The sequence below is a fragment of the Acinetobacter sp. YH01021 genome, from assembly GCF_013420255.1.
Lineage (GTDB): Bacteria > Pseudomonadota > Gammaproteobacteria > Pseudomonadales > Moraxellaceae > Acinetobacter.
This window is the reverse complement of record NZ_VOYO01000023.1, coordinates 1-22,623: the sequence shown is the minus strand read 5'-3', so window position 1 is coordinate 22,623 and position 22,623 is coordinate 1. Positions and strand designations below refer to the sequence as shown.

Here is a 22,623-nt window from a genome sequence, read left to right as displayed (position 1 = left end):
AGCCTAAAACAGTCTGTCTAGAATGAACTGTTTTAAGTGACTGGCAATTGATTCACGTTGGCTTATTTCTGTTTTTTAAGCGCTTGCTTCAGTTGCTTCAATTTGCCTTTTTGTTTTGAAATCTTTTTCAAACGTGCTTTGATTTCTTGCTTTAAAGATTTAACTTGCTTAGCCATGGTATTACTCCCTAGTAAGGCTATTCGTTAGGCTTGTGTTGTTTCATAAAACCACGAATAAATTTTCTTAATTCACGAGCAGCACTAGTATCCAGTTCTTCGCAGAGACGAATAAATTCATCACGCTCCGTACTCTGAATACGAATTAAAAGTTGTCCATCTTTCTTGCCTGTCTTTATTTTTTTGATTTGCTCGCTCATTGCTTATCTCTCCAAAATAAAGACTGCTTTGCAAAAGATGTATATACAATATATATACTTTTTAAATTAAATCAAACTTACATTGTAAAAATATTTAATAAAATCAATTTCTTTTTTTTACTACAATTTCTATAAAACCGTGCAAAGCCTGTCCAGGCAAGGCTTTAGGCAATTGGCTGAATGGGCTTTTTATGGATAAATTATTTTTGCAAAAAGGCGATATTATGCTTAAAAATCGCCATGGCTACAGCAAGATCTCCTGCATAGCTTGAAGATCGTCCGGCGTAGTTGAACTGAAATGAGCCTGTTTAAGGACGAAACTCTTTCAGTTCACGTTGAATAAAGTATTGGAACATTTCACGGTATAGATGTTCAATAAACTCCTGATCGAGGCCCTGCTTTTGCGCCAATGCCCTAACATTTTCTACAATCTGTTCCATACGTTCTGGTGACTGCAAATCGGTTTCGGTTTTTTTGAAACGGGTGGTTTGATCAACATAAAATTGACGCGCAGCGATCAGCTCAACTAAAGCTGTATCAATGGCATCGATCTGTTGACGTGCATGTTCTAGTGATTCAGCTTTGATCTTTTCCATGTTTTTTCAGTTCACTTTCAGTTTGATTATTACTTTTATACTTTTCTTCTAACACATTACTGAAAATACTTTCAATCATCCAGACCCGATATAAGCTATTAAATGTATAACTTTGATCATCTATCCGCAGTTCCAGTACCGGAAAGTTCGGCTGCGACTTCATTTCACAGAGCATATCATTGTCCTGCAGCTTCACCAGAATATCGTTCTGGGTCAGATCTACAATATTTAACTGTTGCTGCAAAAGTTTGAAATGGGGTGCATAAGACAGGTCTTCACCACGGGTCCAGACAGCCTGCAAGATCTGGTACATCGCCTCAATCCGCTGCTCCTCGGGACAGCTATAAAATAACTGTGCCATTGGCGCAATCGCCTGCTCGGTCGGTCGGCAAAACGGGGTAAATTCTACGTCCGTCCGTTTGGATAAACGTGTGGCCAGACTCCAGTCAAACTCATCCCGGCCACGATAGGACAAGGGATAGACATTCAACTGGATATTATAATAATCGGCCAGTTCTTCCTTGATATAGGCCAGCAAAAGCCAGGAGATCGGATCTTCCAGCGCGATATACAAGTCCAGTTCCGGATCCATCGACTGGATCTCGTTCAGCTCTTCAGCATCACTGATCAGATGCTCACGCCATTCAATGTGATCGATCATAAAAATCGGATTACCGGTCAGCAGTTTTTGCTGCTCCAGACGCCGGGTCAGACGCAACAGGTCATCGACTGCCTGATACTGGCGTCCGCCTAAATTAAAATAGCTGGCCAGAATCGGGGTCTGGTCAAAAATACGTTCGGGAAAGTTCTGTGGCTGATGATGACGACTGGCCATGGCATAAAGGGTTCGTAATTTTCCGGTCTGTTTTTGCCACAACATATGAAACACATCTTCCAGCAAATACAGGAAATCTTGTCCACGCAGAGGTGTATGCCGCAAAATCAGTTCAGCCTGTTTTAAGGCCTCAGCGCTCGGTAATTCCGGCGTATCATGAAAACTGAAACGATGCTGTTTTGACAGAATCTTGGCATCATTTAGGGTGTAGTGCTGCCATTCATCAAAAGACATCTGATTTGGGGGGGCTGCATGCGAACTGGAAATAATTACTTTCAGCGGCTTGAGCTGCGGACTTAAAATTTCTTCGAGCTGGGGCAGCTGCTGTACCGCCAGATAGCTGTACACATCATCCAGTCTTAAATGGATACTCAGCCCATCTTGAATAGATAACACCGTTTGACGGATTGGTTTCTGGTAAAACCAACTCGATCGGATTGGATCAAACCAACGGCGTAACAGGGACATGAGTTCGGCCTCGACAAAGATGACGGTGTGCAGTTCAAAAAATTGAATCTGTACAGAATAATCTATTTTTAAGATCGCAGAGCCAAAGCCCTGCATGGTGTAAAAACTTATATCAAGTCTTGACATACTCCCGCCACTTTCGACTAGCTCAAGTGGGGGATTCTAAAAGCAAAAGCTCTTAGGTGACTTCCTCACGGATTTCACTTGCTTTCTGCTTCACAGGGCGACCTTTACCGCATCTTCCCTCGACAGACAAAACGGTGTGTCCCACCGCTAAAATGTTACGAGAAGCGTTAATATCTGCATTCTCGCTAAAACCACAACTAACACACTCAAACTTAGCCTGAGTAGGTCTATTTTCTTTTGCAACGTGACCACATGAACTACAAGTCTGACTTGTATATTTAGGGTCAACTTTAACGAGTAAACCACCTCGCCATTGCTGTTTGTACACCAACATATTAACAAGCATTGACCAACCTTGATCTAGGATTGATTTGTTCAAGCCTGATTTAGCTTTAACATTCTTTCCTTTTTCTTCGATTGAGCCTTTGGCTGACTTCGACATATTGGCTACTTTTAAGTCCTCAACTACGATCATTGCGTGGTTTTTGCTGAGAGTTGTCGTGACTTTGTGCAAGTAGTCATGCCGAATATTGGCAATATGATGATGTAATTTATTGATCTTTAAATTAAGTTTTTTCCAATTTTGACTAAATTCGGTTTTCTTTCTCAACTTGCGTTGAAGCCTAGCCAACTTTACTTGATTGGCTTTAAAACTATTGATTGGGTCAAATACCTGACCTGTTGATATTGTAATTAATTGCTTAATGCCAAGATCAACACCAATTGCAGATTTTGATGGATGAATTGGTTGTTCGATTTCACGGTTAGTACAAAATGAAACATACCAAAGCCCACAAATTTTCTTAATTGTAATACTTGTGATTTTACCAACAATTTCTTGTGATTTTTTAAATCTTATCCAACCTGTTTTTTTAGGCAAAGAAACTCGATCACCAATAACCTCACAATCTGCAAATGGAAGTCTAAAAGATTGCTCACCATCTGATTTCTTCTTGAATCTTGGCATGAGTGGTCTAAGCTGAATCTCACCACCATCAGCCAATTTAAAAAAATTGGGTTTACGTGGTTTCCGCTTGTTTTGCTTTAAACGAGCTTGTTCTTTTTTGTTGTAAAACTTACCCCATGCTTGAGCAAGATCACGTATTTTTTGCTGTAAGCAAGCTGAATATGTTTGACCAAGAAAAGAAAATTCAGGTGTTTTTTTAAGGGGCACTAATTTTTTTTCAATGCTTTCGTAACGAATATATTCATCTTTAGCAAACATTTCAAATGATTTAGCGAGAATTTGATTCCACACAAAACGAGCAGAACCTATTGCTTGATTAAGCAATATTTCCTGTTCTTGGTTAGGCAGAAGCCTAAACTTGTAGTGTTGTAAAATCTTCATTAAATCATTGTTTATAAAAGAATTGTAGTGTTTGAATTATAGCAAAAATAAGCAATAAAACCAAGAAAACATTATCTTTAATATGGCTATCGCCACTCGCTTGTATCCCCCACCTGACTGTCGGTGAGGGTCTTACGCCCGATTAAGATAAACAAATGTTCAATGTTTAACAATGGATTAGAGGTCAAGATTCAAGTCAGTGACCGCCCCGGTTTCTGCACCTGAGGTCAGTTTGGCGAATTTGGCCAGTGCTCCATGGGTATAGTTCGGTTTTGGTTTGATCCAGGCTGCTTGACGTGCTGCAATCTCCGGCTCATCCACATGCCAGGTCATTTCCCGGGTTTCCGCATTAATTGAAATCTGGTCGCCATTTTGTACCAGACCAATCGGGCCGCCATCATAAGCTTCGGGGGTGACATGACCAATCACAAAACCGTGACTGCCACCCGAGAAGCGTCCATCGGTAATCAGGGCAACTGAAGCGCCTAAGCCCTTCCCGATAATCGCAGAGGTCGGTTTCAGCATTTCTGGCATTCCCGGGCCACCTTTGGGACCAACGCCACGAATCACCACCACTTCACCCGGCTGGACTTCGCCATCCAGAATACCGCGCATGGCACCCTGCTCACCTTCAAACACGCGAGCCGGGCCAGCAAAATGCAGTCCTTCCTTACCGGTAATTTTGGCGACCGCGCCCTTCGGTGACAGATTGCCTTTTAGAATCACCAGATGTGAGTCTTTTTTCACTGGCGCATCAAAAGGCAGAATAATCTGCTGGCCTTCCGGATAGTCCTGCACATCGGCCAGATTTTCTGCCAGCGTCTTACCTGTGACCGTCAGACATGAGCCATCCAGCATGCCGGCATCCAGCATGCGCTTCATCAGTGGTTGAATTCCACCAATCGCAATCAGTTCTGACATCAGATATTTACCTGATGGACGCACGTCGGCCACCACCGGAATATCTTTACCAATCCGCACGAAATCATCCAGACTCAATTCCACTCCTGCTGTATGTGCCATGGCTAAAAGATGCAGTACACCATTGGTCGAACCACCCAGCGCAATCAAGACTTTAATCGAGTTTTCAAAGGCGGCTTTGGTCATGATGTCGCGCGGCTTAATATCCAGTCGCAACAGGTTCATCACCGCTTCACCGGCCCGGGCACAGTCAATTTGCTTGTCTTCCGATACCGCTTCCTGTGCCGAAGAGCCCGGCAGGCTCATGCCTAAAGCTTCAATCGCAGAGGCCATCGAGTTGGCCGTGTACATACCGCCACACGAACCCGGACCTGGCAAGGAAACCTCTTCAATATGCTTGACCTGAATCGCGTTGATTTCACCTTTGGCATATTGACCCACCGCTTCAAACACTGAAATCATGTCGGTATGACCTTCACCCGGTTTGATGGTTCCGCCATAAATAAACAGCCCCGGACGGTTGAGGCGCGCCAATCCCATGATGCAGCCGGGCATATTTTTGTCACAGCCACCAATGGCAATCACACCATCATAAGCCTGACAGCCGACCACGGTTTCAATCGAATCTGCGATCACTTCCCGTGACAGCAGGGAATATTTCATGCCGTCGGTGCCATTGGAAATGCCATCTGAAATGGTAATGGTATTAAAGATAATGCCCTTGCCACCCGCCGCACTCACGCCCTGCTCTACGGTTCTGGCCAGACCATCAATATGCATATTACAAGGCGTGACATTGGCCCAGGTCGAAGCGATGCCAATAAATGGCCGTTCAAAATCGGCATCTTTAAAACCGGTAGCACGCATCATGGAACGCGCCGGTGCATTTTCAATACCTTCATAAACAGGGGCAGAATGCTCGCGGATATTATCTTTACTCATTATTCTCTTCCTGGGCGATGACCGATTTTAAGTGTCGGTCTTGGACAATTTATTTTAAGGCCATTGTTTGACATACTCCCACCACTTTCACTTTATTCAAGTGGGGGATTCTAAAAGCATCAGCTCTTAGGTGACTTCCTCACGGATTTCGCTTGCTTTCTGCTTCATCGGGCAACCTTTACCGCATCCACCCTCCACAGACAAAACGGTGTGTCCCACCGCCAAAATATTACGAGAAGCGTTAATATCCGCATTCTCGCTAAAGCCACACGCAACACATTCAAAATGTGCCTGAGTAAGCCTATTTTCTTTTGCAACATGACCGCAGGAGCTACACGTTTGACTTGTGTATTTCGGGTCAATCTTAACGAGTAAACCACCTCGCCATTGTTGTTTGTACTCCAACATATCAACAAGCATTGACCAACCTTGATCTAGGATTGCCTTGTTTAAGCCCGACTTGGCTTTGACATTCTTTCCTTTTTTCTCGATTGTGCCACTTGCTGACTTCGACATATTGGCTACTTTTAAGTCCTCAACTACGATCATTGCGTGGTTTTTGCTGAGAGTTGTCGTGACTTTATGTAGGTAGTCATGCCGAATATTGGCAATATGATAATGTAGCTTGTTAATTGTGGTGTTCAACTTTTTCCAATTTTCACTAAACTTCACTTTTTTGCTCAACTTACGTTGAAGTTTAGCTAATTTAATTTGGTTGGTTTTAAAACTGTTCTTTGGGTTAAATACCTCACCCTCAGATGTTGTGACTAATTTCTTGACACCTAAATCAACACCAACTGCGGTTTTGGATGGATGTACTGGATTTTCCAATAACTCTTTTTCACTGCCAAATGAAATATACCAATGACCTGATCTCTTACTGATTGTCACATTCTTAATTGTGCCTAGAATATCTTGTGATTTTCTAAATTTCACAAATCCTATGCCATTTGGCAGCTTAACTCGATTACCCTCAATTCGACAATATTTATCAAATTGCACCAATCTAATTGAATCGTAACCATCTGATTTTTTCTTAAATCTAGGCATCAGTGGGCGTAACTGGATTTCAGAACCATCAGTGAGTTTGAGGAATTTGGGCTTGCGTGGTTTACGCTTATTTTCTTTTAATCTTGCATGTTCTTTTGCATTGAAAAACCTTGTCCAAGCCGAAGCCAGATCACGAATTTTTTGCTGTAGGGAAACAGCATTAGAATGATTTGCTAAAAAAGCATATTCAGGATTCTTTTTAAGACTGGTGATTTTATTCACCAAATTGGTTGCATTGATAAATTCATTCTTTGCAAACATTTCAAATGACACAACTAAAATTTGATTCCAAACAAAACGCGCAGAACCAACAAGATTGTTTAAAATAACCTCTTGCTCTTCATTAGGCTCAAGCCTAAATTTATACGCCTTGTTGATTTTCATTTTTTTTAAAACTTATTTAAATACAATGTTATATTTCTTTTATTTTAACATAAAAACGAATTAAAGCTAAATTAAAAAACTTACGAAATTCACCTCCACCCTGACTGTCGGGTGGAGTCCTCTTTCATTTTAAGATAGTTTCTTGTATAAAAAAAGCACCCCATCTGGAGTGCTATTTAAATCTGTAAAATTACAAATTAGATATCACGTACCGCACCTTTCGACGCACTAGTAGTATGCATCGCATACGCTTTCAGTGCTTTAGACACTTTACGCGGACGCTGTTCAGCAGGCTGCCAGCCTTTGGCTTCTTGTGCTTCACGGCGCGCTGCCATGGTTGCATCATCCACTGCCAGGTGAATGGTACGGTTTGGAATATCAATTTCGATACGGTCGCCATCTTCCACCAGACCAATTGCACCGCCTTCAGCCGCTTCAGGCGACACGTGACCAATCGACAGACCAGACGAACCACCCGAGAAACGGCCATCCGTTAAAAGTGCGCAGTCTTTACCCAAACCTTTCGATTTTAAGTAACTGGTTGGATACAGCATTTCCTGCATACCCGGGCCACCACGTGGACCTTCATAGCGAATCACGACGACATCACCCGCAGTGATTTTGCCGCCAAGAATGGCTTCAACTGCAGCATCCTGACTTTCAAACACACGTGCAGTCCCGTTGAATTTCAGGATTGAATCATCCACACCCGCAGTTTTTACGATACAGCCTTCTAGCGCGATGTTGCCGTAAAGTACCGCTAGACCACCATCTTGTGAGAAGGCATTGGCTGCATTACGGATCACGCCATTGTCACGGTCACCATCTAAGCGCGCATAGTAACGGTCTTGCGAGAATGCGGTCTGGGTCGGAACACCGCCCGGTGCCGATTTGAAGAATTGATACACCTCTTCATCTTCGGTACGGATGATGTCCCATTTATCCAAGGCATCTTTTAAAGTTTTTTCATGCACGGTTGGAACAGAAGTATCCAGCAAGCCCGCGCGATCCAGTTCACCCAGGATCGACATGATGCCACCGGCACGGTGTACATCTTCCATATGCACGTCCTGCTTCGCCGGCGCAACCTTACAAAGAACTGGCACATTACGTGACAAACGATCGATGTCAGTCATGGTAAAGTCGACTTCTGCCTCGTGTGCTGCTGCCAACAAATGTAGAACCGTATTGGTTGAACCACCCATGGAAATGTCTAAAGTCATCGCATTTTCAAACGCTGCTTTGGTCGCGATTGAACGTGGCAATAAGCTGTAGTCATTTTGCTCATAATGACGTTTAGTGATTTCAACAATCAATTGACCCGCACGCTCGAATAATTTTTTACGGTTGGCATGGGTTGCCAGCGTTGAACCATTGCCCGGAAGCGATAAACCAAGTGCTTCAGTCAAACAGTTCATCGAGTTTGCGGTAAACATGCCTGAACATGAACCACAGGTTGGGCAAGCTGAACGTTCATATTCAGCAACTTCTTCATCAGTGAAGCTGTCATCTGCTGCAACAATCATGGCATCAACCAGATCAATGGCTTTTTCATTGCCACGGATTTTGACCTTGCCCGCTTCCATTGGACCGCCAGAGACAAATACTACTGGAATGTTCAGACGCATCGCGGCCATTAACATGCCTGGGGTGATCTTGTCACAGTTCGAGATACATACCATCGCATCGGCACAATGGGCATTGACCATGTACTCGACCGAGTCTGCAATCAGGTCACGCGAAGGCAATGAATACAACATGCCATCATGACCCATCGCGATGCCGTCATCGACCGCAATAGTATTGAATTCTTTGGCCACGCCGCCTGACGCTTCAATTTGACGTGCCACCAGCTGACCCAGGTCTTTAAGATGCACATGACCCGGTACAAACTGGGTGAACGAGTTCACCACCGCAATAATCGGCTTACCGAAATCTTCATCTTTCATGCCGGTGGCACGCCATAAACCGCGTGCGCCAGCCATATTTCTTCCGTGTGTCGATGTTTTTGAACGATAGTCAGGCATTTTATATTTCCAACAAAGTTTGAGCTTGCAATGAATCGGGCAGATCCACTCTGGCTAAATCATACTGACAAGGAGCTTAAATCAGTTGAATTTTAAACCTATCATACTACAAGCCCTTGATTTACAAGATGGCCTTTTGGGTGTAGATACAGGCAAAAATGTCTATAGAGAGATTTGGATGATCTGACGATAAAAATTTCTTAATGAAATCTACTATACCGCCATCATCATCAGGACAATACAAAACTTTCATGAATAATTTTTACAATTTGCATGAGTTTTTTTTATATAAAAATTCCACTGAAATTCAAGCACTCACCAAGCTTCTCGGATAAGTTTTTGCAACGATTAGGCTGAAATTTGGCTTTTGGCTTATAATAGCTTTTAAGTTTATTTGGAATTTCATGTGTGAAGATCATATTTGCAGGCACACCAGAATTTGCAGCGACTGCATTGGCTGCGTTGCTTAGAACCGAACATGAAATTGTGGCGGTCTATACTCAACCGGACCGCAAGGCCGGACGTGGACAAAAGCTCACGGCATCTGCGGTGAAGCAGTTAGCGCTTGAACATCATCTTTCGGTCTATCAGCCTTTACATTTCAAGTCATCGACTGAAGAAGGTCTGGCGGCGCAAGCGGAACTTAAAGCCTTAAATGCAGATGTGATGGTGGTGGCAGCTTATGGCCTGATCCTGCCACAAGTGGTTCTGGATACGCCAAAATATGGTTGCCTGAATATTCATGGTTCGCTGTTGCCACGCTGGCGCGGTGCAGCCCCGATTCAGCGCGCGATTGCTACCGGCGATATCGAAACAGGTGTGACCATTATGAAAATGGCAGCCGGTCTGGATACCGGGGACATGATGTATAAAACACTGTGCCCGATTAGCGCCGAAGATACATCTGCCAGCCTGCATGACAAACTGGCGCTGCAAGGTGCTGAGGCGATTGTGGCCGTGCTCGAATCGGAACAGACTTTACAGCACTATCTTGAGACCCGTGAAGTTCAGGATGAAAATCTGACTGTCTACGCGCATAAACTGACAAAAGCCGAAGCACAAATTGACTGGACCCAGCCTGCAGCAGATATTGACCGTAATATTCGTGCCTTTAATCCCTGGCCAGTGGCATTCACCCCGCTAGATGACGGCAACAATTTACGCATCTGGAATTCATCACTTTCCACACAAAAGGCAAGCAATGCCCTGCCTAGTGAAGTGATTGCCCTGGATAAAGATGGCGTGCATGTGATGTGTGGTGATCAACATGCTATTTGCATCACCAATCTGCAATGGCCAGGTGGCAAAGCCCTGAATGCTGTTCAAATTAATCAAACTCAAAAACTATCGGTAGGATATAAATTCGCATGAGCCAAATTCAATCATCAGCTAAAAACTTGAATTTGCGCGCGCAAGTTGTAAAAACCCTATTGGCTGTACAAAACGGCCAATCACTTGCTTCTGTACTCAATCAACATATCAACATCGTGTCTGAGCGTGACCGTGGTCTGTATCACGAGTTAACTTTGGGCTGTTTACGTCAGTGGCATGGCCTGAAAGCCATTACTTTACCTTTATTAACCAAACCTCTTGATAACCAAGCTTTAGAAAGCTGCTTATATCTGGGTTTGTATCAGATTCTATGTACCCGTATTCCGGCGCATGCTGCGATTTCAGAAACCGTGACTGCAGCCAAACAGCTGGGCTTTGAACCTTTAAGCGGTCTGGTCAATGCCGTTCTGCGTCGTGTTTCACGTGAAACAGAAGAATTTGACCTGGCTTTAAATCAGGCGCATGGTCTGCCAAGCTGGCTCTACAAGCGTTTAAAGAAAGACTGGCCAGAACAGCTTGCCGAACTGTCGCATGACTTGAAACAGATTGCGCCGCTCACCTTGCGTGTCAATGTCAACCAGGTCAGCCGCGATGAATATCTGGAAATTCTGGAAGAAGAAGGTTATGAGGCGCGTGCCTGCACTCTTTCCGAAGTTGGCATCGTTCTGGAACAGAATGTCCATATTCCGAATCTGCCAGGCTATGAAGCCGGTGGTTTCTCGGTTCAGGATGAACATGCCCAGCTATGTGCGACCTTAGTTCCTGACCTTGAAGGCAAAGTCGTGGTAGATGCCTGCGCCGCTCCAGGGGGTAAGACCGCGCACATTCTGGAAAAATATAGCCCGAAAAAGCTTTATGCGATTGATCAGGATGCCAAACGTTTAGTCCGTGTGGCAGAAAATCTGGAACGTTTACTATTAACTGAATATGCGGAAGTTGAAATTATCGCGGCTGATGCGATCACTTGGACAGCACCTGAGTCGGTGGATTGTATCGTGCTGGATGCACCATGTTCCGCAATTGGTGTGATCCGTCGTCATCCGGATATTCGCTTGCTACGTCACTCTACAGATATTCCGCAAACGGTACATCTGCAAAAGCAGATTCTGGAAAATATGTGGCAGCAACTGAAAGTTGGTGGTACGTTGCTGTACATCACCTGTTCAATTCTGAAAGCCGAAAATGAACAACAGATGGTCGAGTTCTTTGCTCAACATGCCGATGCCAAAGAAATCAAAATCGAAGCCGATTGGGGCATCGAACAGATTCATGGCCGTCAATTGTTACCGAAAGCGGATCAAGGCGACGGCTTCTTCTATTGCCGTATTGAAAAAACGGCATAAATCATGCGTTTAAAATGAAAGGCAGCCTAAGCTGCCTTTTTTATATCTCGTGATTTAGTGAATATGAGGTTTATTGAATAAACTTAAAAATCACCAGACTGCTGGCCAATGCAGCCATGCCACTGACCAGCCCATATACCGTTTCATGTCCTTTGGCATAGCGTTTTGCCGTCGGCAATAATTCATCCAGTGCCAGATAAACCATCACGCCGCCAATCACCCCAAAGATCAGACCATAGACGGTTTCACTCATATAAGGTGCCAGAATAAAATAACCGAGCGCTGCCCCCAATGGTTCGGCCAAACCCGAAACCAGACTGGCCCAGAGCGCATAATCTTTACGGCCCGTGGCCATATATACCGGCAAGGCAATCGCCACACCTTCTGGTACATTATGAATCGCAATTGCCACCGCCAGTGGCGCACCCAAAGCAGGGCTTTCCAGTGTGGCAAAAAACGTCGCCAGTCCTTCCGGCAGGTTATGTGCGCTAATCGCAAACAGGGTCAACATGCCGGTACGCAGTAATTGGGTTGAACTGACGCCCTTGGCAGAATGGGTTTCAATGGTGTCATGGGGATTCGGCACAAAGCGATCCAGCAATAACACCAGAACTACGCCCAGTAAAAAAGCAAAAGTGCCAAAGGCAAAACCGTTTTTTTCATCAAAATCCAGGCTAAAGGACGCGATCGATTTGTTCAGAATTTCGGTTAAAGAGACATAAATCATGGCACCGGCAGCAAAGGCCAGACCAAAGGCTAGCAAACGGAAATTAGGTTTTTTTAAGAATAATACCAGTCCCCCACCCACCACGGTGGCCAGCCCGGCAAATAAAGTCACGGCAAAGGCTGTATGGACTTGTCCATCTGAAACGGAAATCATGTCAAAGCATCAGCCATTAAAAAAGTCATTATCATCAAGGATGATAATGACTTCTATTTATGGTAACAGTAGGTTTATGTGAAGATTTTTAGTCTTCTGGTTCTTCCGGATTCTTTGCCAGATGAATCACAGCCAGTACCAGACCACCCCATAATAAAACGATAGAGATGATCATCATGATTAGTGCAGATGTATTCATAGTCGCTCTCCTAGCTGTGACGATCTTTAATCAGGCTGAATAGAATGGCACCCAGAATAAAGAATGCCATTACTCCTCCACCTACCATCCATAGGGTACTGGCAGCATAGCCACCATAACCTTCTGCCATGATCGATTTCAGGGTCAGGCCCAATGCCAGCAATAATGACAAAGGCGTGATCACCGTTAGCATGAAGTTCCAGCTCGCACCCAGTTTCACGCTGGCAAACTCATTCACATGGCCTTCCAGCTGTTTCATTAATGGACGACGGAACCACGACAACAGAATAATCGATAACAGACCGCCACCGACAATACCGATGTTATTGGCAAAGTAGTCGATGATATCGACAAAGGTAATGGCACTATGTGTCGAGAACATCAGGGTAGAAATCACTGCTGAACCACCAGCAATAATCGTCACTGACTTGTTCTTTGACCAGCCCAGTTTGTCCTGGAACGCAGCAATCGGAACTTGCAGGATACTGACCATCGAGGTAATACCGGCAACCGTCAATGAACCAAAGAACAGGAAACCGAACAGGTCACCACCTGCACCTAAACTGGAAATGATTTTCGGAAACGCAATAAAGGCCAGACCGATACCGCCAGATACTACATCTTCAACTTTCGCGCCTGAGCTGAACGCCATAAAACCAAGCGCGGCAAAGACACCAATACCCGCCAGAATTTCAAAAGACGAGTTGGCCAATGCCACCACAATCCCTGAACCGGTCAGGTTAGTTTTGCGTTTCAGGTAAGATGCATAGGTCAACATGATCCCGAAGCCCACTGACAGTGAGAAGAAGATATGACCAAAAGCGGCTAACCAGACTTTATAGTTGGCCATCGCTTCCCAGTTCGGCGTGAAGAAAGCATTTAAACCATCGACTGCACCAGGTAAACGTACTGCCTGAATCACTAGGATCGTGAATAAAATCACCAGCAATGGCATAAAGATTTTATTCGCCAGTTCTACCCCACGGCGTACTCCACCGTAAAGAATCAGCATGACTGCTGCCCAAACGACCACCAGACCAAAGAACAGCACAGGTACAAAACCGAGCGTCAGACCCTCACCATTTTGTAGGTAAGTATTGAAGAAGAAGCCTTGGGTATCTGTGCCCCACTGCTGTCCAAAGGAATAGAACATATAGCTGCCAGCCCAGGACAAGACGCTGGCATAGTAAATCCCGATCACCAGAGTGACCATGACCTGCCACCAACCCAAGGATTCGGCATTCATGAGTTTTTTATAGGCCATAGGCGGTGCTTTACGGAACTTGTGTCCGACCGCATAGTCTAAAAACAATAAAGGTAAACCTGCTGCGAAAATCGCAATCAGATAGGGGATCAGGAATGCCCCGCCACCATTTTCATAGGCAACATAAGGGAAACGCCAGATATTCCCCAAGCCAACGGCGGAACCAATCGCTGCAATAATGAATCCTGATCGTGCGGACCAATTCTCACGAGTTTCTGTCATAGAACACCTAAACTTTTAACCCCTTTAGATGCTGCTTGTTATGGTTATGGCGCAAGCAAAAAAAGAAGCATTTTCAATAATTTTGGGTGTTTGAATTAGAGGGCACCTTGTGGGCGTCGAATTCTAATGTACAAACAGGTCAGCAGGTCTTACATCTTGCTTAAAGTCTGATCGAAAAACTGACCTTGTAGATGATTTAACAATACTGACTTTTTTAAATTTTTTCTGTAAATTCTGCTTAAAATATTCGTTATTTATAATCTATTCGAATTAAGCGTTCAATAATTCTGCAAAATAAGGCAGATTAAACAAGTTATATATTGACAAACTTTTTGGAATATATTTTTCTTAAGTTTTACTACAGGGTCGCTGTTTCAAAAAATGTATTCCAAGACTCTGATCCAGCATCTGTTTTTAGATCATTATTTGAAGATGAAACGGCTCATACTAAGGCACATGACCAAGCCGTGATATGGGAAATCAAATTCTCTCATGGAATTTTGACCTCTTTAAAAACCGGTTTAAATATCACAAGCAGATTTAAAAACCAGCCACCTGTGATATCGAAGCGATGAATTGAATATTCTGAACCTAGGCTTTAATCACCAGCATGCGCTCTTCCTGCATATCGCGAATGGCGGACTGAATTCCTTCACGACCCAGACCTGAATCTTTGACCCCGCCATAGGGCATGTTATCGACCCGGAAAGACGGAATATCATTGATAATGACACCGCCGACATGCAGATGATCCCAGGCATACAGCATCTTGTTCAGATTCTGAGTATACACTCCAGCTTGCAAGCCAAAACGGCTGCGGTTGATACAGGCAATACCGGATTCGAAATCAGCATACGCTTCCAGAATTGCCACCGGGCCAAAGGCTTCATCACGGTAGATTTCCAGACTGTGGTCTACATTTTCCAGCAAGGTCGGTGCGAACATCACACCATTCAATTCGCCTCCAATCAGGATTTTCGCGTCTTTTTTCACGGCTTTATCCAGCCATTTTTTCAGGCGTTTGGCTTCATCTTCCTTGATCATCGGACCAACCAAGGTTGTGCTCAGATTCGGATCAGCGGCTTTAATCGTTTTCAGTTTCGCCAGCAGTTTGTCCTTCACTTCAGTATAAATCTGCTGATGCACCAAAATGCGTTGCACACTGATACACACCTGTCCGGCATGGTTATACGCCCCGCCAATTAGACGGTTAATCAAGACATCGTTAATTTCGGTATCTGGCTCAATCATGACAGCAGCATTGCCACCCAGCTCCAAGACCACTTTTTTGCGTCCGGCACGCGCTTTCATATCCCAGCCCACAGCATCGGAACCGGTAAAACTGAGTAATTTAAAACGCTCATCAGTGACCAGTAGATCGGCCAGCTCTCGCGGACAGGGCAATACCGAAAAGGCACCTTGCGGTAAATCGGTTTCCGCCAGAATTTCGGCAATTTTTAAGGCAGAAATCGGGGTTAGACTCGGCGGTTTCAGCACAAAGGGACAACCGGCTGCAATCGCAGGAGCAATTTTATGCGCGGTCAGGTTTAAAGGAAAATTAAACGGACTAATCAAAGACACTGCACCAATCGGCACCTGTTTTACAATGCCCCGATAACCGGATGCTGCCGCAGTCACGGCCAAAGGCAGCATACGTCCCTGATCAACTTGGGTCACGGCATCTGCGGCAATCTGGAAAGTATTAATCAGACGTTCAACTTCGGCTTCAGCTGCTTTACGCGGCTTGCCCCCTTCTGCAATCAGAATTTCAGTCAGTTCTTCATGAATCTCACGAAAACGGCGTACGCAATGCAGCAGAATTTTCTGTTTCTGAAACGGCTCCAAGGCAGCCATTTCGGCTTCAGCATATACGGCAGACTGAATCGCCTGTTCCAGTGTATTGGCATCAGCCAAGGCGACACGGGCATACAGTTCGTGGTTATATTTATGTTTGACCTCTAACCATTCACCCGTCTGAACGGCCTGACCGGCGACATATAATGCATACTCTTTCGTTTGTTGTGTGCTTCTCGCTACCATCTTATTGTCCTGCAAAATCCAAGGATATACATTTTTGAAATTCTCTATATCATGCACTTGCTACTCCATATTAAGAAGATGTTTTTAAGTAACCAGACACCTCCAATTTTAATAAAGCTTTAGGGAATAAAGCCATGCGCGCAAAAATACTCACCACCTTATTCTTCGGTTTTGGACTCAGTACGCTCAGTCATGCAGATGTAATCGGCGTGAAAGCGGATCTCAGCTACTGGGATTTTGACGGCTATAGCCAGGATAACAATTTCAAGCATGAGCTGGATCGACAAGGTACAGCACAACTATCTGTCGCTGTAGAACATCCGGTGCCATTGTTACCAAATGCAAAAATCAAATACGTCAATCTGGACAGCACCAGCGAACAGAGTTCTCTTATCAATGCCTCAGATATCGAGCTGAACAATATTGACTATATTCTGTATTACGAATTGCTGGATACCATTGTGCATGCGGATATAGGCGCAGGTTTAACCAATCTGGATGGTACGGTGGAAAACCGGACTGCTGGCGCTTTCACTCAATACGATCTGGATGAATACAGTCCACTGCTCTATGCAACAGCCGGAGTTAAATTGCCATTTACCGGTATGAGTGCCAAAGCAGAAGCGGTTTACAGTCACGGCAGTGATACCCGAAAGACCGATGTACAAGCCGAACTGCAATATGATTTCATTGATAATCTGCTGGTCGATGTCGGTGCCAAAATCGGTTATCGCATCATGCAAGTGGATTTTGAACAGGATCAACGTCCAGATTTACAGCTGGAATTTAAAGGCCCTTATATCGGTCTAGATGTGCATTTTTAATGCAATACAACTGGTTAAGCTTGCACAGCTCAATTTCTCTGCGCTGATGTAAGCCAAAGCGTACAGCAATAACCGCAATCTGCTGCTAGTGCGCCACCGGGATGTGTATTACTTTATAAACATAGAGAGCAGGATGCTCCAGAAGACCTAAAAACAAGAATAACATCGCAACACCAGGACGTGAGGTACGACAGGAGTTATACCTAAATCACGAGATACGAAAAAGCCCCGACAGGATGTCGGGGCTTTTTTTTCTGCCTATTATTTTATTTATCATTGCTTAACAGTTCCGAGCTAAAACTCCAACATTGTAAGAATCCCCTTGTTGTTAAGCTAAAAATCCTCACATTTTTTGGGAACAGCAATCATGGTAAAAAAGGTCCTCTTTATTACATCCAATCAAGGCATTGAACATGATGAACTCACTGAGCCTTTAAATTTTCTAAAGTCCAAAGGTTTTGAAGTCATTCATGCTGCAGAAAAAAATGAAGATGTCGCCACTGTCAAAGGTGATACCAAGGCTGCTACCCAATACACGCCGGATACCAGTTTCGACCATGTCGATCCGAATGATTATGATCTTTTGGTGATTCCCGGCGGCACTGTCAATGCAGATACTTTAAGAATCAATCAGGATGCGCAGAAAATCATTCAGCATTTTGCCGACAATCACAAACCGATTGCCGCAATCTGTCATGGGCCATGGACCCTGATTGATGCACAGCGCATCAAAGACAAGAATCTGACCTCATATAAGAGCATCAAGCTAGATCTGGAAAATGCCGGCGGGAAATGGGTCGATGAACAGGTTCACCGCTGCAATACCGGTGACTGGGTACTGATTACTTCACGCAATCCGGACGATTTACCGGCTTTCAATGAAGCGATCTTAAAAGAGCTTGAAGGCGAAGTTGCCTAAGTTCCTACAATATAAAAAAGAACCTCAACACTGAGGTTCTTTTTTATATTTAGACACCACCGGCCAAACTTTTCAGATAAGCCACAACGTCTTTATTGCCGGCCATTTCTGCCAGTTCTAAAGCAGTATTTGGACTACGATGCGCAATGTCCGCACCCTTGCTGACCAGAAGTTTGACCACTTCCAGATGATCATTTTCAGCGGCGGCCTGTAAGGCGCTATAGCCTTCTTCATCGGCGGAGTTGACGTCCAGACCTTCCTGTAGCGCCTGCTCGACCTGCTCAACATCGCCTAAAGATGCCCAGTACACCAGTTCAGGAAGATGCAGTTCGTCATCATCTTCAGGGATTGGGGAGAGTGAGTTGATGTTCATCTGAGTAATCCTATTTATTCAATATCTATGATTGATTCTAACGCGCTCTACTAAATAAAAAACTATAGCTATGAATATGTATAGGAAAATACGGTAAAACTATGTATTTAATGTTTGAAGAGAGAACTACTTGGAGAAGAATCAAAATCCATTATTTATTTTTACAATTACCGCGAAATACCATTGCATTGTCCATATAAGTAAAGGATTTGATAGGTTTACTTTGGTACTCCTCAACAATAAGGGAATATACATTGCTTCCTCTTCCTAATCCTTCCCCTATTTTTAAATAGTTAATGACTTTAAAACTATTATCTTTGGAGCCTGGATCAATAATAATTGGTTTATTAACGTAATCATTTTTCAAAGCCCCACTTATGATTCCTGTACTACGATTAACATTGAAAGTTTGACCAAGGTAATGATTCTCTAAATTTTTCACATCATAACTATTAGATATTTCTTCTATTACACATTCATAACTATTAGATATTTCTTCTATTACACATTCATAACTATTTATTTTTTGAGCATACACAAAAGAATTTGCTAAAAATATTGCACCTAAAATTAATATTCTCATAAAAGTTATATCTCTTTTTATAAAACTGATTCTCTTTATAGAATACTATTATTCTGATTTTAAATATAAAAAAGCCTCCTTTCGGAGGCTTCTTATTTAAAAACTTAGCTTTAAGCTTTAGACACTGCAGGCTCAATTGAACCAATCTTTTCAGATTCATTGTCATGCATGATTAATGCAACAGCAATTGCAGTAATCAGAACCGGCAAACCGACTGCCATAAAGTTGAAGTAAGCAGGCAGGTTCATTCCCAGTAAGCCACCAATCAGGATCGGCCCTACAATCGCGCCCATACGACCGATCGCAGAAGACCAGCCAATACCTGTCGAACGTACCGCAAGCGGGTAGAACTGCGCAACATAGCTATATAGCAACATTTGTGAACCAATCGACGCTGCACCCGCCAGGAATACCAGGATGTAAAGTAAGAATTGGTTAGATGCAAAGCCCATTGAGCTCATCACAATCGCACCCATCATACCGAGGAACATCAGTACCGGTTTCAGGTGGAAACGATCCGCGAGAATACCACCACCGACAATACCCACAACCGCACCAACGTTCATCACCATCATGAACATCAAGCTGTTGTCCATCGAGTAGCCTGCTGCCATCATCAACTTCGGTAACCAGCTACTCAGTGCATACATGGTTAACAGACAAGTGAAGAACGCGACCCAGAACAGTAAAGTATTGACCGCACGGCCACGACGGAACAAACTTACCACGTTGGCTGCTTCAGGCACATTTTCTTGTGGCAAAGTGAAAGTCGTATTCTCGGTAACAGTCAGATTTGGTGCCAAGTGACGTACGATACGACGAGCTTCGGGCTGCTTGTTCTGTTTCACAATAAATGCGAGCGATTCAGGCAGGAATTTCCAGATCACTGGTAATAAAAACAGTGGAATACCCGCGATAAAGAACATGATTTGCCAACCAAAACTTGGCGTGAACCATGAACCCAATAACGCAGCCATCACACCACCGACTGCATAACCACTAAACATGGTGGTCACCAGCGTACTACGCATTTTTTGTGGGGCATATTCCGAAGTCAATGCCACCAGGTTTGGCATTACGCCACCAATACCAAGACCGGCAAGGAAACGTAAAATACCGAATTCGGTTGGATTTGAAGCAAAGCCGCCGGCAAAGGTTAAACCACTAAATAATACAATACAGATCATGATCACTTTCTTACGACCGATCTTGTCCGCGAGGGAACCGAAGATCATCGCACCAAACATCATGCCAGCCAGTGCGGTACTTGCAAGCATGCCCGCTTGCACTGCACTTAAGCCCCAGTCTTGCATCAATAACGGTAAAACTACACCATTGATTGCGAGATCGTAGCCATCAAATAAGATAATGAGTAAACACCAAGCAACTACATTGAAGTGGAAAGGCGTGAATTTCGCATTATCGACTACAGAATTTACATCTATTTTTTCCGTTGTCATCGTTCTCATCTCCCATGAGTACTTGTCCATAACATCTTGTTGAAGACTGGAGTCAATCTTCAATGTCAGGCAATATACGCAAGCGGGATTTAAGGCACAATAAGACTAATTGATATTCTGCTATGCTCTCGGAAATGTCATTTATTTGCGTGATATGTCACACTATTATTAGTATAAACTTTTGAATAATTGATATTTATTTTTTAATTCGCCCAATATTTAAGCTCTTTTAATCCGCTTATTCTTTTGACCAAGTGAATATTGATTTAATTTCATACTAAAGATATGAAAAAGCCCCTTTAAGTAAGGAGCTTTTTAACTGAATGGATCAATGACGAGAGTTTAAATTTTGGCTGTTTTTAATTTTTTCACCATAACGCGACCAGGTTGTGGCTTACGAATCATTGAAATAGCGATGATGCCAATAATACCTGGCATTGCAACTGCGATAAAGTTCCATTTATGTGGTAACTCCATCCCAAGCAGCATACCAATCACGATTGGGCCAACGATTGCACCTGTACGCCCTACAGCAGAAGCCCAACCAATACCAGTAGAACGTACTGCAACAGGATAGTATTGAGCAACATAGCTATATAACAAGATACTGGTACCAATAGATGAGGCACCTGCTAAACTGACAAGTAAATAAATAACAGGGGTTGGAGAATTAAAGCCCAAACCAACCAAAGACAGTACACCGACAGTTAACATACTCATAAGAACAGGTTTAAAGTCAAAACGGTCTGCCAAAATACCACCGCTAATGGTTCCGATCACGGCACCAATATTCAGTGCTAATAAGAACATTAAACTGCTACCTAAAGAATATCCCGCGGCCATCATAAGTTTTGGTAGCCAGCTTCCAAGTGCGTAAAGCATGAGTAAGCACATAAAGAAAGCAATCCAAAATAAGAATGTTCCTGTGGCACGATTTTCTGTAAATAAAGCTTTTACTGATGCACTTTGGGTTTGATCAGCGCTAGCTAGAACAAGTTCAGTATCTGCTTGTATGTCTGCAGTTGGCTCGACTTGCTTTATAAAGCGACGTGCTTCATTCACTTTTTGTTCTTTAACGAGGAAAGTTAAAGACTCAGGTAAGAACTTCCAAAAAAATGGAACAAAAAGTAATGGAATACCTGCAATGAAGAACATAATTTCCCAACCAAAACTTGGTGTAAACCATGTACCGCATAATGCAGCCATAATACCGCCTACGGCATAACCACTAAACATGGTGGTTACCAGTGTGCTTTTTAAACGTTTAGGTGCATATTCAGACGTTAAAGCGACTAAGTTTGGTAATACACCACCAATCCCTAAACCAGCAATAAAACGTAAAATACCAAACTCTGTTGGATTAGTGGTAAATCCACCTAAAAATGTAAAAGCACTAAATAAAGACACACAAATCAAGATAACTTTTTTACGACCAATTTTGTCTGCAAGCATCCCAAACAGCATGGCTCCAAACATCATGCCAGCGAGTGCTGTACTTGCAAGCATGCCTGCTTGAACAGCACTCATACCCCACTCTTGCATAAGTAGAGGCAGAACGACACCGTTAATTGCTAAATCATATCCGTCAAATAGGACAATAAACAAACACCACAATACAATGCTTAAGTGAAATTTAGTGAATTTTGCCTGATCAATCAGATCATTCACACTTACCGTGTTTGCTACTCTGTTCATGTTTTCTGCCATTTTTACTCACCTCCTGTGAGTTTTTTTCGTTGTTTTCAGCACGACACATGACCCTAACTCTTATTTATTATTTTTAATGATTCTTATCGCCATGTCTTCGCAACAACTTAGTTCAACACAGCTACTTTTCATGCAATATCCGACTAAAGTCTTACTTATTCCTTAAAATTCTAAACCCATGAGTCCAGTTTTTAATCAATACTCAACACTTCAACAATTATTTGACTAAAACCCGCGCATAAAAAAACACCCCCTATCAAATGACAGGGGGTGTTTCGAATAATGAGCTGGCGATGACTTACTCTCACATGGGTAACCCCACACTACCATCAGCGCTAAGAGGTTTCACTTCTGAGTTCGGGAAGGGATCAGGTGGTTCACTCTTGCTATGGTCGCCAGCACAA

At 43.5% G+C, this 22,623-nt stretch carries 19 protein-coding genes and 1 rRNA gene; 4 read left to right on the top strand and 16 right to left on the bottom strand.

Annotated elements, in window-relative coordinates:
* Positions 1–196 precede the first annotated feature (196 nt).
* The 7 genes from FTT86_RS13250 to ilvD (FTT86_RS13220) form a co-directional block, all read right to left on the bottom strand.
* On the bottom strand, positions 197–376 hold the full coding sequence (locus FTT86_RS13250) for a hypothetical protein (protein WP_180181333.1): 180 nt from the start codon (positions 374–376) through the stop codon (positions 197–199).
* A 308-nt stretch (positions 377–684) separates the two neighbouring features.
* Entirely contained in the window at positions 685–972 is a 288-nt protein-coding gene (locus FTT86_RS13245) for a chorismate mutase (protein WP_004647685.1), read from the bottom strand.
* The gene (locus FTT86_RS13240) at positions 953–2,275 is read right to left on the bottom strand and encodes a hypothetical protein (RefSeq protein ID WP_180181338.1); all 1,323 of its coding nucleotides are present in this window, start codon (positions 2,273–2,275) and stop codon (positions 953–955) included. The genes FTT86_RS13245 and FTT86_RS13240 overlap by 20 nt, the downstream gene beginning before the upstream one ends.
* Before the next feature lie 178 nt (positions 2,276–2,453).
* Positions 2,454–3,749: an RNA-guided endonuclease TnpB family protein gene (locus tag FTT86_RS13235; RefSeq protein ID WP_180181332.1), complete on the bottom strand. Its 1,296-nt coding sequence runs from the start codon at positions 3,747–3,749 to the stop codon at positions 2,454–2,456.
* 177 nt (positions 3,750–3,926) lie between these two features.
* Entirely contained in the window at positions 3,927–5,612 is a 1,686-nt protein-coding gene (gene ilvD, locus FTT86_RS13230; protein ID WP_004647688.1) for a dihydroxy-acid dehydratase, read from the bottom strand.
* Positions 5,613–5,738: 126 nt separating this feature from the next.
* Entirely contained in the window at positions 5,739–7,046 is a 1,308-nt protein-coding gene (locus tag FTT86_RS13225) for an RNA-guided endonuclease TnpB family protein (RefSeq protein ID WP_004647689.1), read from the bottom strand.
* A gap of 197 nt (positions 7,047–7,243) precedes the next feature.
* Positions 7,244–9,073 (bottom strand): dihydroxy-acid dehydratase, encoded by a 1,830-nt coding sequence (ilvD, locus tag FTT86_RS13220; RefSeq protein ID WP_026055737.1) that lies wholly within the window; start codon positions 9,071–9,073, stop codon positions 7,244–7,246.
* Positions 9,074–9,481: 408 nt separating this feature from the next.
* On the opposite strand from ilvD (FTT86_RS13220), the gene fmt reads away from it, so the two are divergent.
* Complete coding sequence (gene fmt / locus FTT86_RS13215; RefSeq protein WP_004647691.1) at positions 9,482–10,444, top strand: methionyl-tRNA formyltransferase; 963 nt, start codon at positions 9,482–9,484, stop codon at positions 10,442–10,444.
* Positions 10,441–11,748: a 16S rRNA (cytosine(967)-C(5))-methyltransferase RsmB gene (rsmB, locus tag FTT86_RS13210; RefSeq protein ID WP_004647692.1), complete on the top strand. Its 1,308-nt coding sequence runs from the start codon at positions 10,441–10,443 to the stop codon at positions 11,746–11,748. The genes fmt and rsmB overlap by 4 nt, the downstream gene beginning before the upstream one ends.
* Positions 11,749–11,818: 70 nt before the next feature.
* Here the strand turns inward: rsmB and zupT are convergent, their stop codons facing one another.
* The 4 genes from zupT to FTT86_RS13190 form a co-directional block, all read right to left on the bottom strand.
* On the bottom strand, positions 11,819–12,628 hold the full coding sequence (gene zupT / locus FTT86_RS13205; protein WP_004647693.1) for a zinc transporter ZupT: 810 nt from the start codon (positions 12,626–12,628) through the stop codon (positions 11,819–11,821).
* An 88-nt stretch (positions 12,629–12,716) separates the two neighbouring features.
* Positions 12,717–12,827 (bottom strand): methionine/alanine import family NSS transporter small subunit, encoded by a 111-nt coding sequence (locus tag FTT86_RS13200; RefSeq protein ID WP_004647694.1) that lies wholly within the window; start codon positions 12,825–12,827, stop codon positions 12,717–12,719.
* A gap of 10 nt (positions 12,828–12,837) precedes the next feature.
* Complete coding sequence (locus tag FTT86_RS13195) at positions 12,838–14,313, bottom strand: sodium-dependent transporter (protein WP_004280815.1); 1,476 nt, start codon at positions 14,311–14,313, stop codon at positions 12,838–12,840.
* A gap of 591 nt (positions 14,314–14,904) precedes the next feature.
* Positions 14,905–16,353, bottom strand: a complete 1,449-nt coding sequence (locus tag FTT86_RS13190; protein ID WP_180181331.1) for an aldehyde dehydrogenase family protein — start codon at positions 16,351–16,353, stop codon at positions 14,905–14,907.
* A gap of 134 nt (positions 16,354–16,487) precedes the next feature.
* Here FTT86_RS13190 and FTT86_RS13185 point away from each other — a divergent pair, with 134 nt between their 5' ends.
* Together FTT86_RS13185 and FTT86_RS13180 are read left to right on the top strand one after the other, a co-directional pair.
* Positions 16,488–17,177, top strand: coding sequence for a TIGR04219 family outer membrane beta-barrel protein (locus FTT86_RS13185; protein ID WP_180181330.1), 690 nt, complete (start codon positions 16,488–16,490; stop codon positions 17,175–17,177).
* Positions 17,178–17,544: 367 nt separating this feature from the next.
* Entirely contained in the window at positions 17,545–18,096 is a 552-nt protein-coding gene (locus FTT86_RS13180) for a type 1 glutamine amidotransferase domain-containing protein (protein ID WP_005268215.1), read from the top strand.
* Between the two features lie 49 nt (positions 18,097–18,145).
* On the opposite strand, the gene FTT86_RS13175 is transcribed toward FTT86_RS13180, so the two are convergent.
* The 5 genes from FTT86_RS13175 to rrf form a co-directional block, all read right to left on the bottom strand.
* Positions 18,146–18,469, bottom strand: coding sequence for an ankyrin repeat domain-containing protein (locus tag FTT86_RS13175; RefSeq protein WP_005268216.1), 324 nt, complete (start codon positions 18,467–18,469; stop codon positions 18,146–18,148).
* Between the two features lie 151 nt (positions 18,470–18,620).
* A complete protein-coding gene (locus FTT86_RS13170) occupies positions 18,621–19,052 on the bottom strand; it encodes a hypothetical protein (protein WP_180181329.1) in 432 nt (143 codons plus the stop codon).
* A gap of 110 nt (positions 19,053–19,162) precedes the next feature.
* Positions 19,163–20,512 (bottom strand): aromatic acid/H+ symport family MFS transporter, encoded by a 1,350-nt coding sequence (locus FTT86_RS13165; protein ID WP_005268221.1) that lies wholly within the window; start codon positions 20,510–20,512, stop codon positions 19,163–19,165.
* 342 nt (positions 20,513–20,854) lie between these two features.
* On the bottom strand, positions 20,855–22,219 hold the full coding sequence (locus tag FTT86_RS13160; RefSeq protein WP_004647701.1) for an MFS transporter: 1,365 nt from the start codon (positions 22,217–22,219) through the stop codon (positions 20,855–20,857).
* Between the two features lie 285 nt (positions 22,220–22,504).
* Positions 22,505–22,619, bottom strand: a 5S ribosomal RNA gene (gene rrf, locus FTT86_RS13155).
* Positions 22,620–22,623 lie beyond the last annotated feature (4 nt).

Excerpts from the sequence above, each read along its gene's own strand:
- rsmB (WP_004647692.1), top strand. The coding sequence starts at position 10,441 with ATGAGCCAAATTCAATCATCAGCTAAAAACTTGAATTTGCGCGCGCAA.
- FTT86_RS13180 (WP_005268215.1), top strand. The coding sequence starts at position 17,545 with ATGGTAAAAAAGGTCCTCTTTATTACATCCAATCAAGGCATTGAACAT.
- ilvD (WP_004647688.1), bottom strand. The coding sequence starts at position 5,612 with ATGAGTAAAGATAATATCCGCGAGCATTCTGCCCCTGTTTATGAAGGT.
- ilvD (WP_026055737.1), bottom strand. The coding sequence starts at position 9,073 with ATGCCTGACTATCGTTCAAAAACATCGACACACGGAAGAAATATGGCT.
- FTT86_RS13250 (WP_180181333.1), bottom strand. The coding sequence starts at position 376 with ATGAGCGAGCAAATCAAAAAAATAAAGACAGGCAAGAAAGATGGACAA.
- FTT86_RS13195 (WP_004280815.1), bottom strand. The coding sequence starts at position 14,313 with ATGACAGAAACTCGTGAGAATTGGTCCGCACGATCAGGATTCATTATT.
- zupT (WP_004647693.1), bottom strand. The coding sequence starts at position 12,628 with ATGATTTCCGTTTCAGATGGACAAGTCCATACAGCCTTTGCCGTGACT.
- FTT86_RS13235 (WP_180181332.1), bottom strand. The coding sequence starts at position 3,749 with ATGAAGATTTTACAACACTACAAGTTTAGGCTTCTGCCTAACCAAGAA.
- FTT86_RS13245 (WP_004647685.1), bottom strand. The coding sequence starts at position 972 with ATGGAAAAGATCAAAGCTGAATCACTAGAACATGCACGTCAACAGATC.
- FTT86_RS13165 (WP_005268221.1), bottom strand. The coding sequence starts at position 20,512 with ATGACAACGGAAAAAATAGATGTAAATTCTGTAGTCGATAATGCGAAA.
- FTT86_RS13225 (WP_004647689.1), bottom strand. The coding sequence starts at position 7,046 with ATGAAAATCAACAAGGCGTATAAATTTAGGCTTGAGCCTAATGAAGAG.
- FTT86_RS13190 (WP_180181331.1), bottom strand. The coding sequence starts at position 16,353 with ATGGTAGCGAGAAGCACACAACAAACGAAAGAGTATGCATTATATGTC.
- FTT86_RS13170 (WP_180181329.1), bottom strand. The coding sequence starts at position 19,052 with ATGAGAATATTAATTTTAGGTGCAATATTTTTAGCAAATTCTTTTGTG.
- FTT86_RS13175 (WP_005268216.1), bottom strand. The coding sequence starts at position 18,469 with ATGAACATCAACTCACTCTCCCCAATCCCTGAAGATGATGACGAACTG.
- FTT86_RS13240 (WP_180181338.1), bottom strand. The coding sequence starts at position 2,275 with ATGTCCCTGTTACGCCGTTGGTTTGATCCAATCCGATCGAGTTGGTTT.
- FTT86_RS13185 (WP_180181330.1), top strand. The coding sequence starts at position 16,488 with ATGCGCGCAAAAATACTCACCACCTTATTCTTCGGTTTTGGACTCAGT.
- FTT86_RS13200 (WP_004647694.1), bottom strand. The coding sequence starts at position 12,827 with ATGAATACATCTGCACTAATCATGATGATCATCTCTATCGTTTTATTA.
- FTT86_RS13160 (WP_004647701.1), bottom strand. The coding sequence starts at position 22,219 with ATGGCAGAAAACATGAACAGAGTAGCAAACACGGTAAGTGTGAATGAT.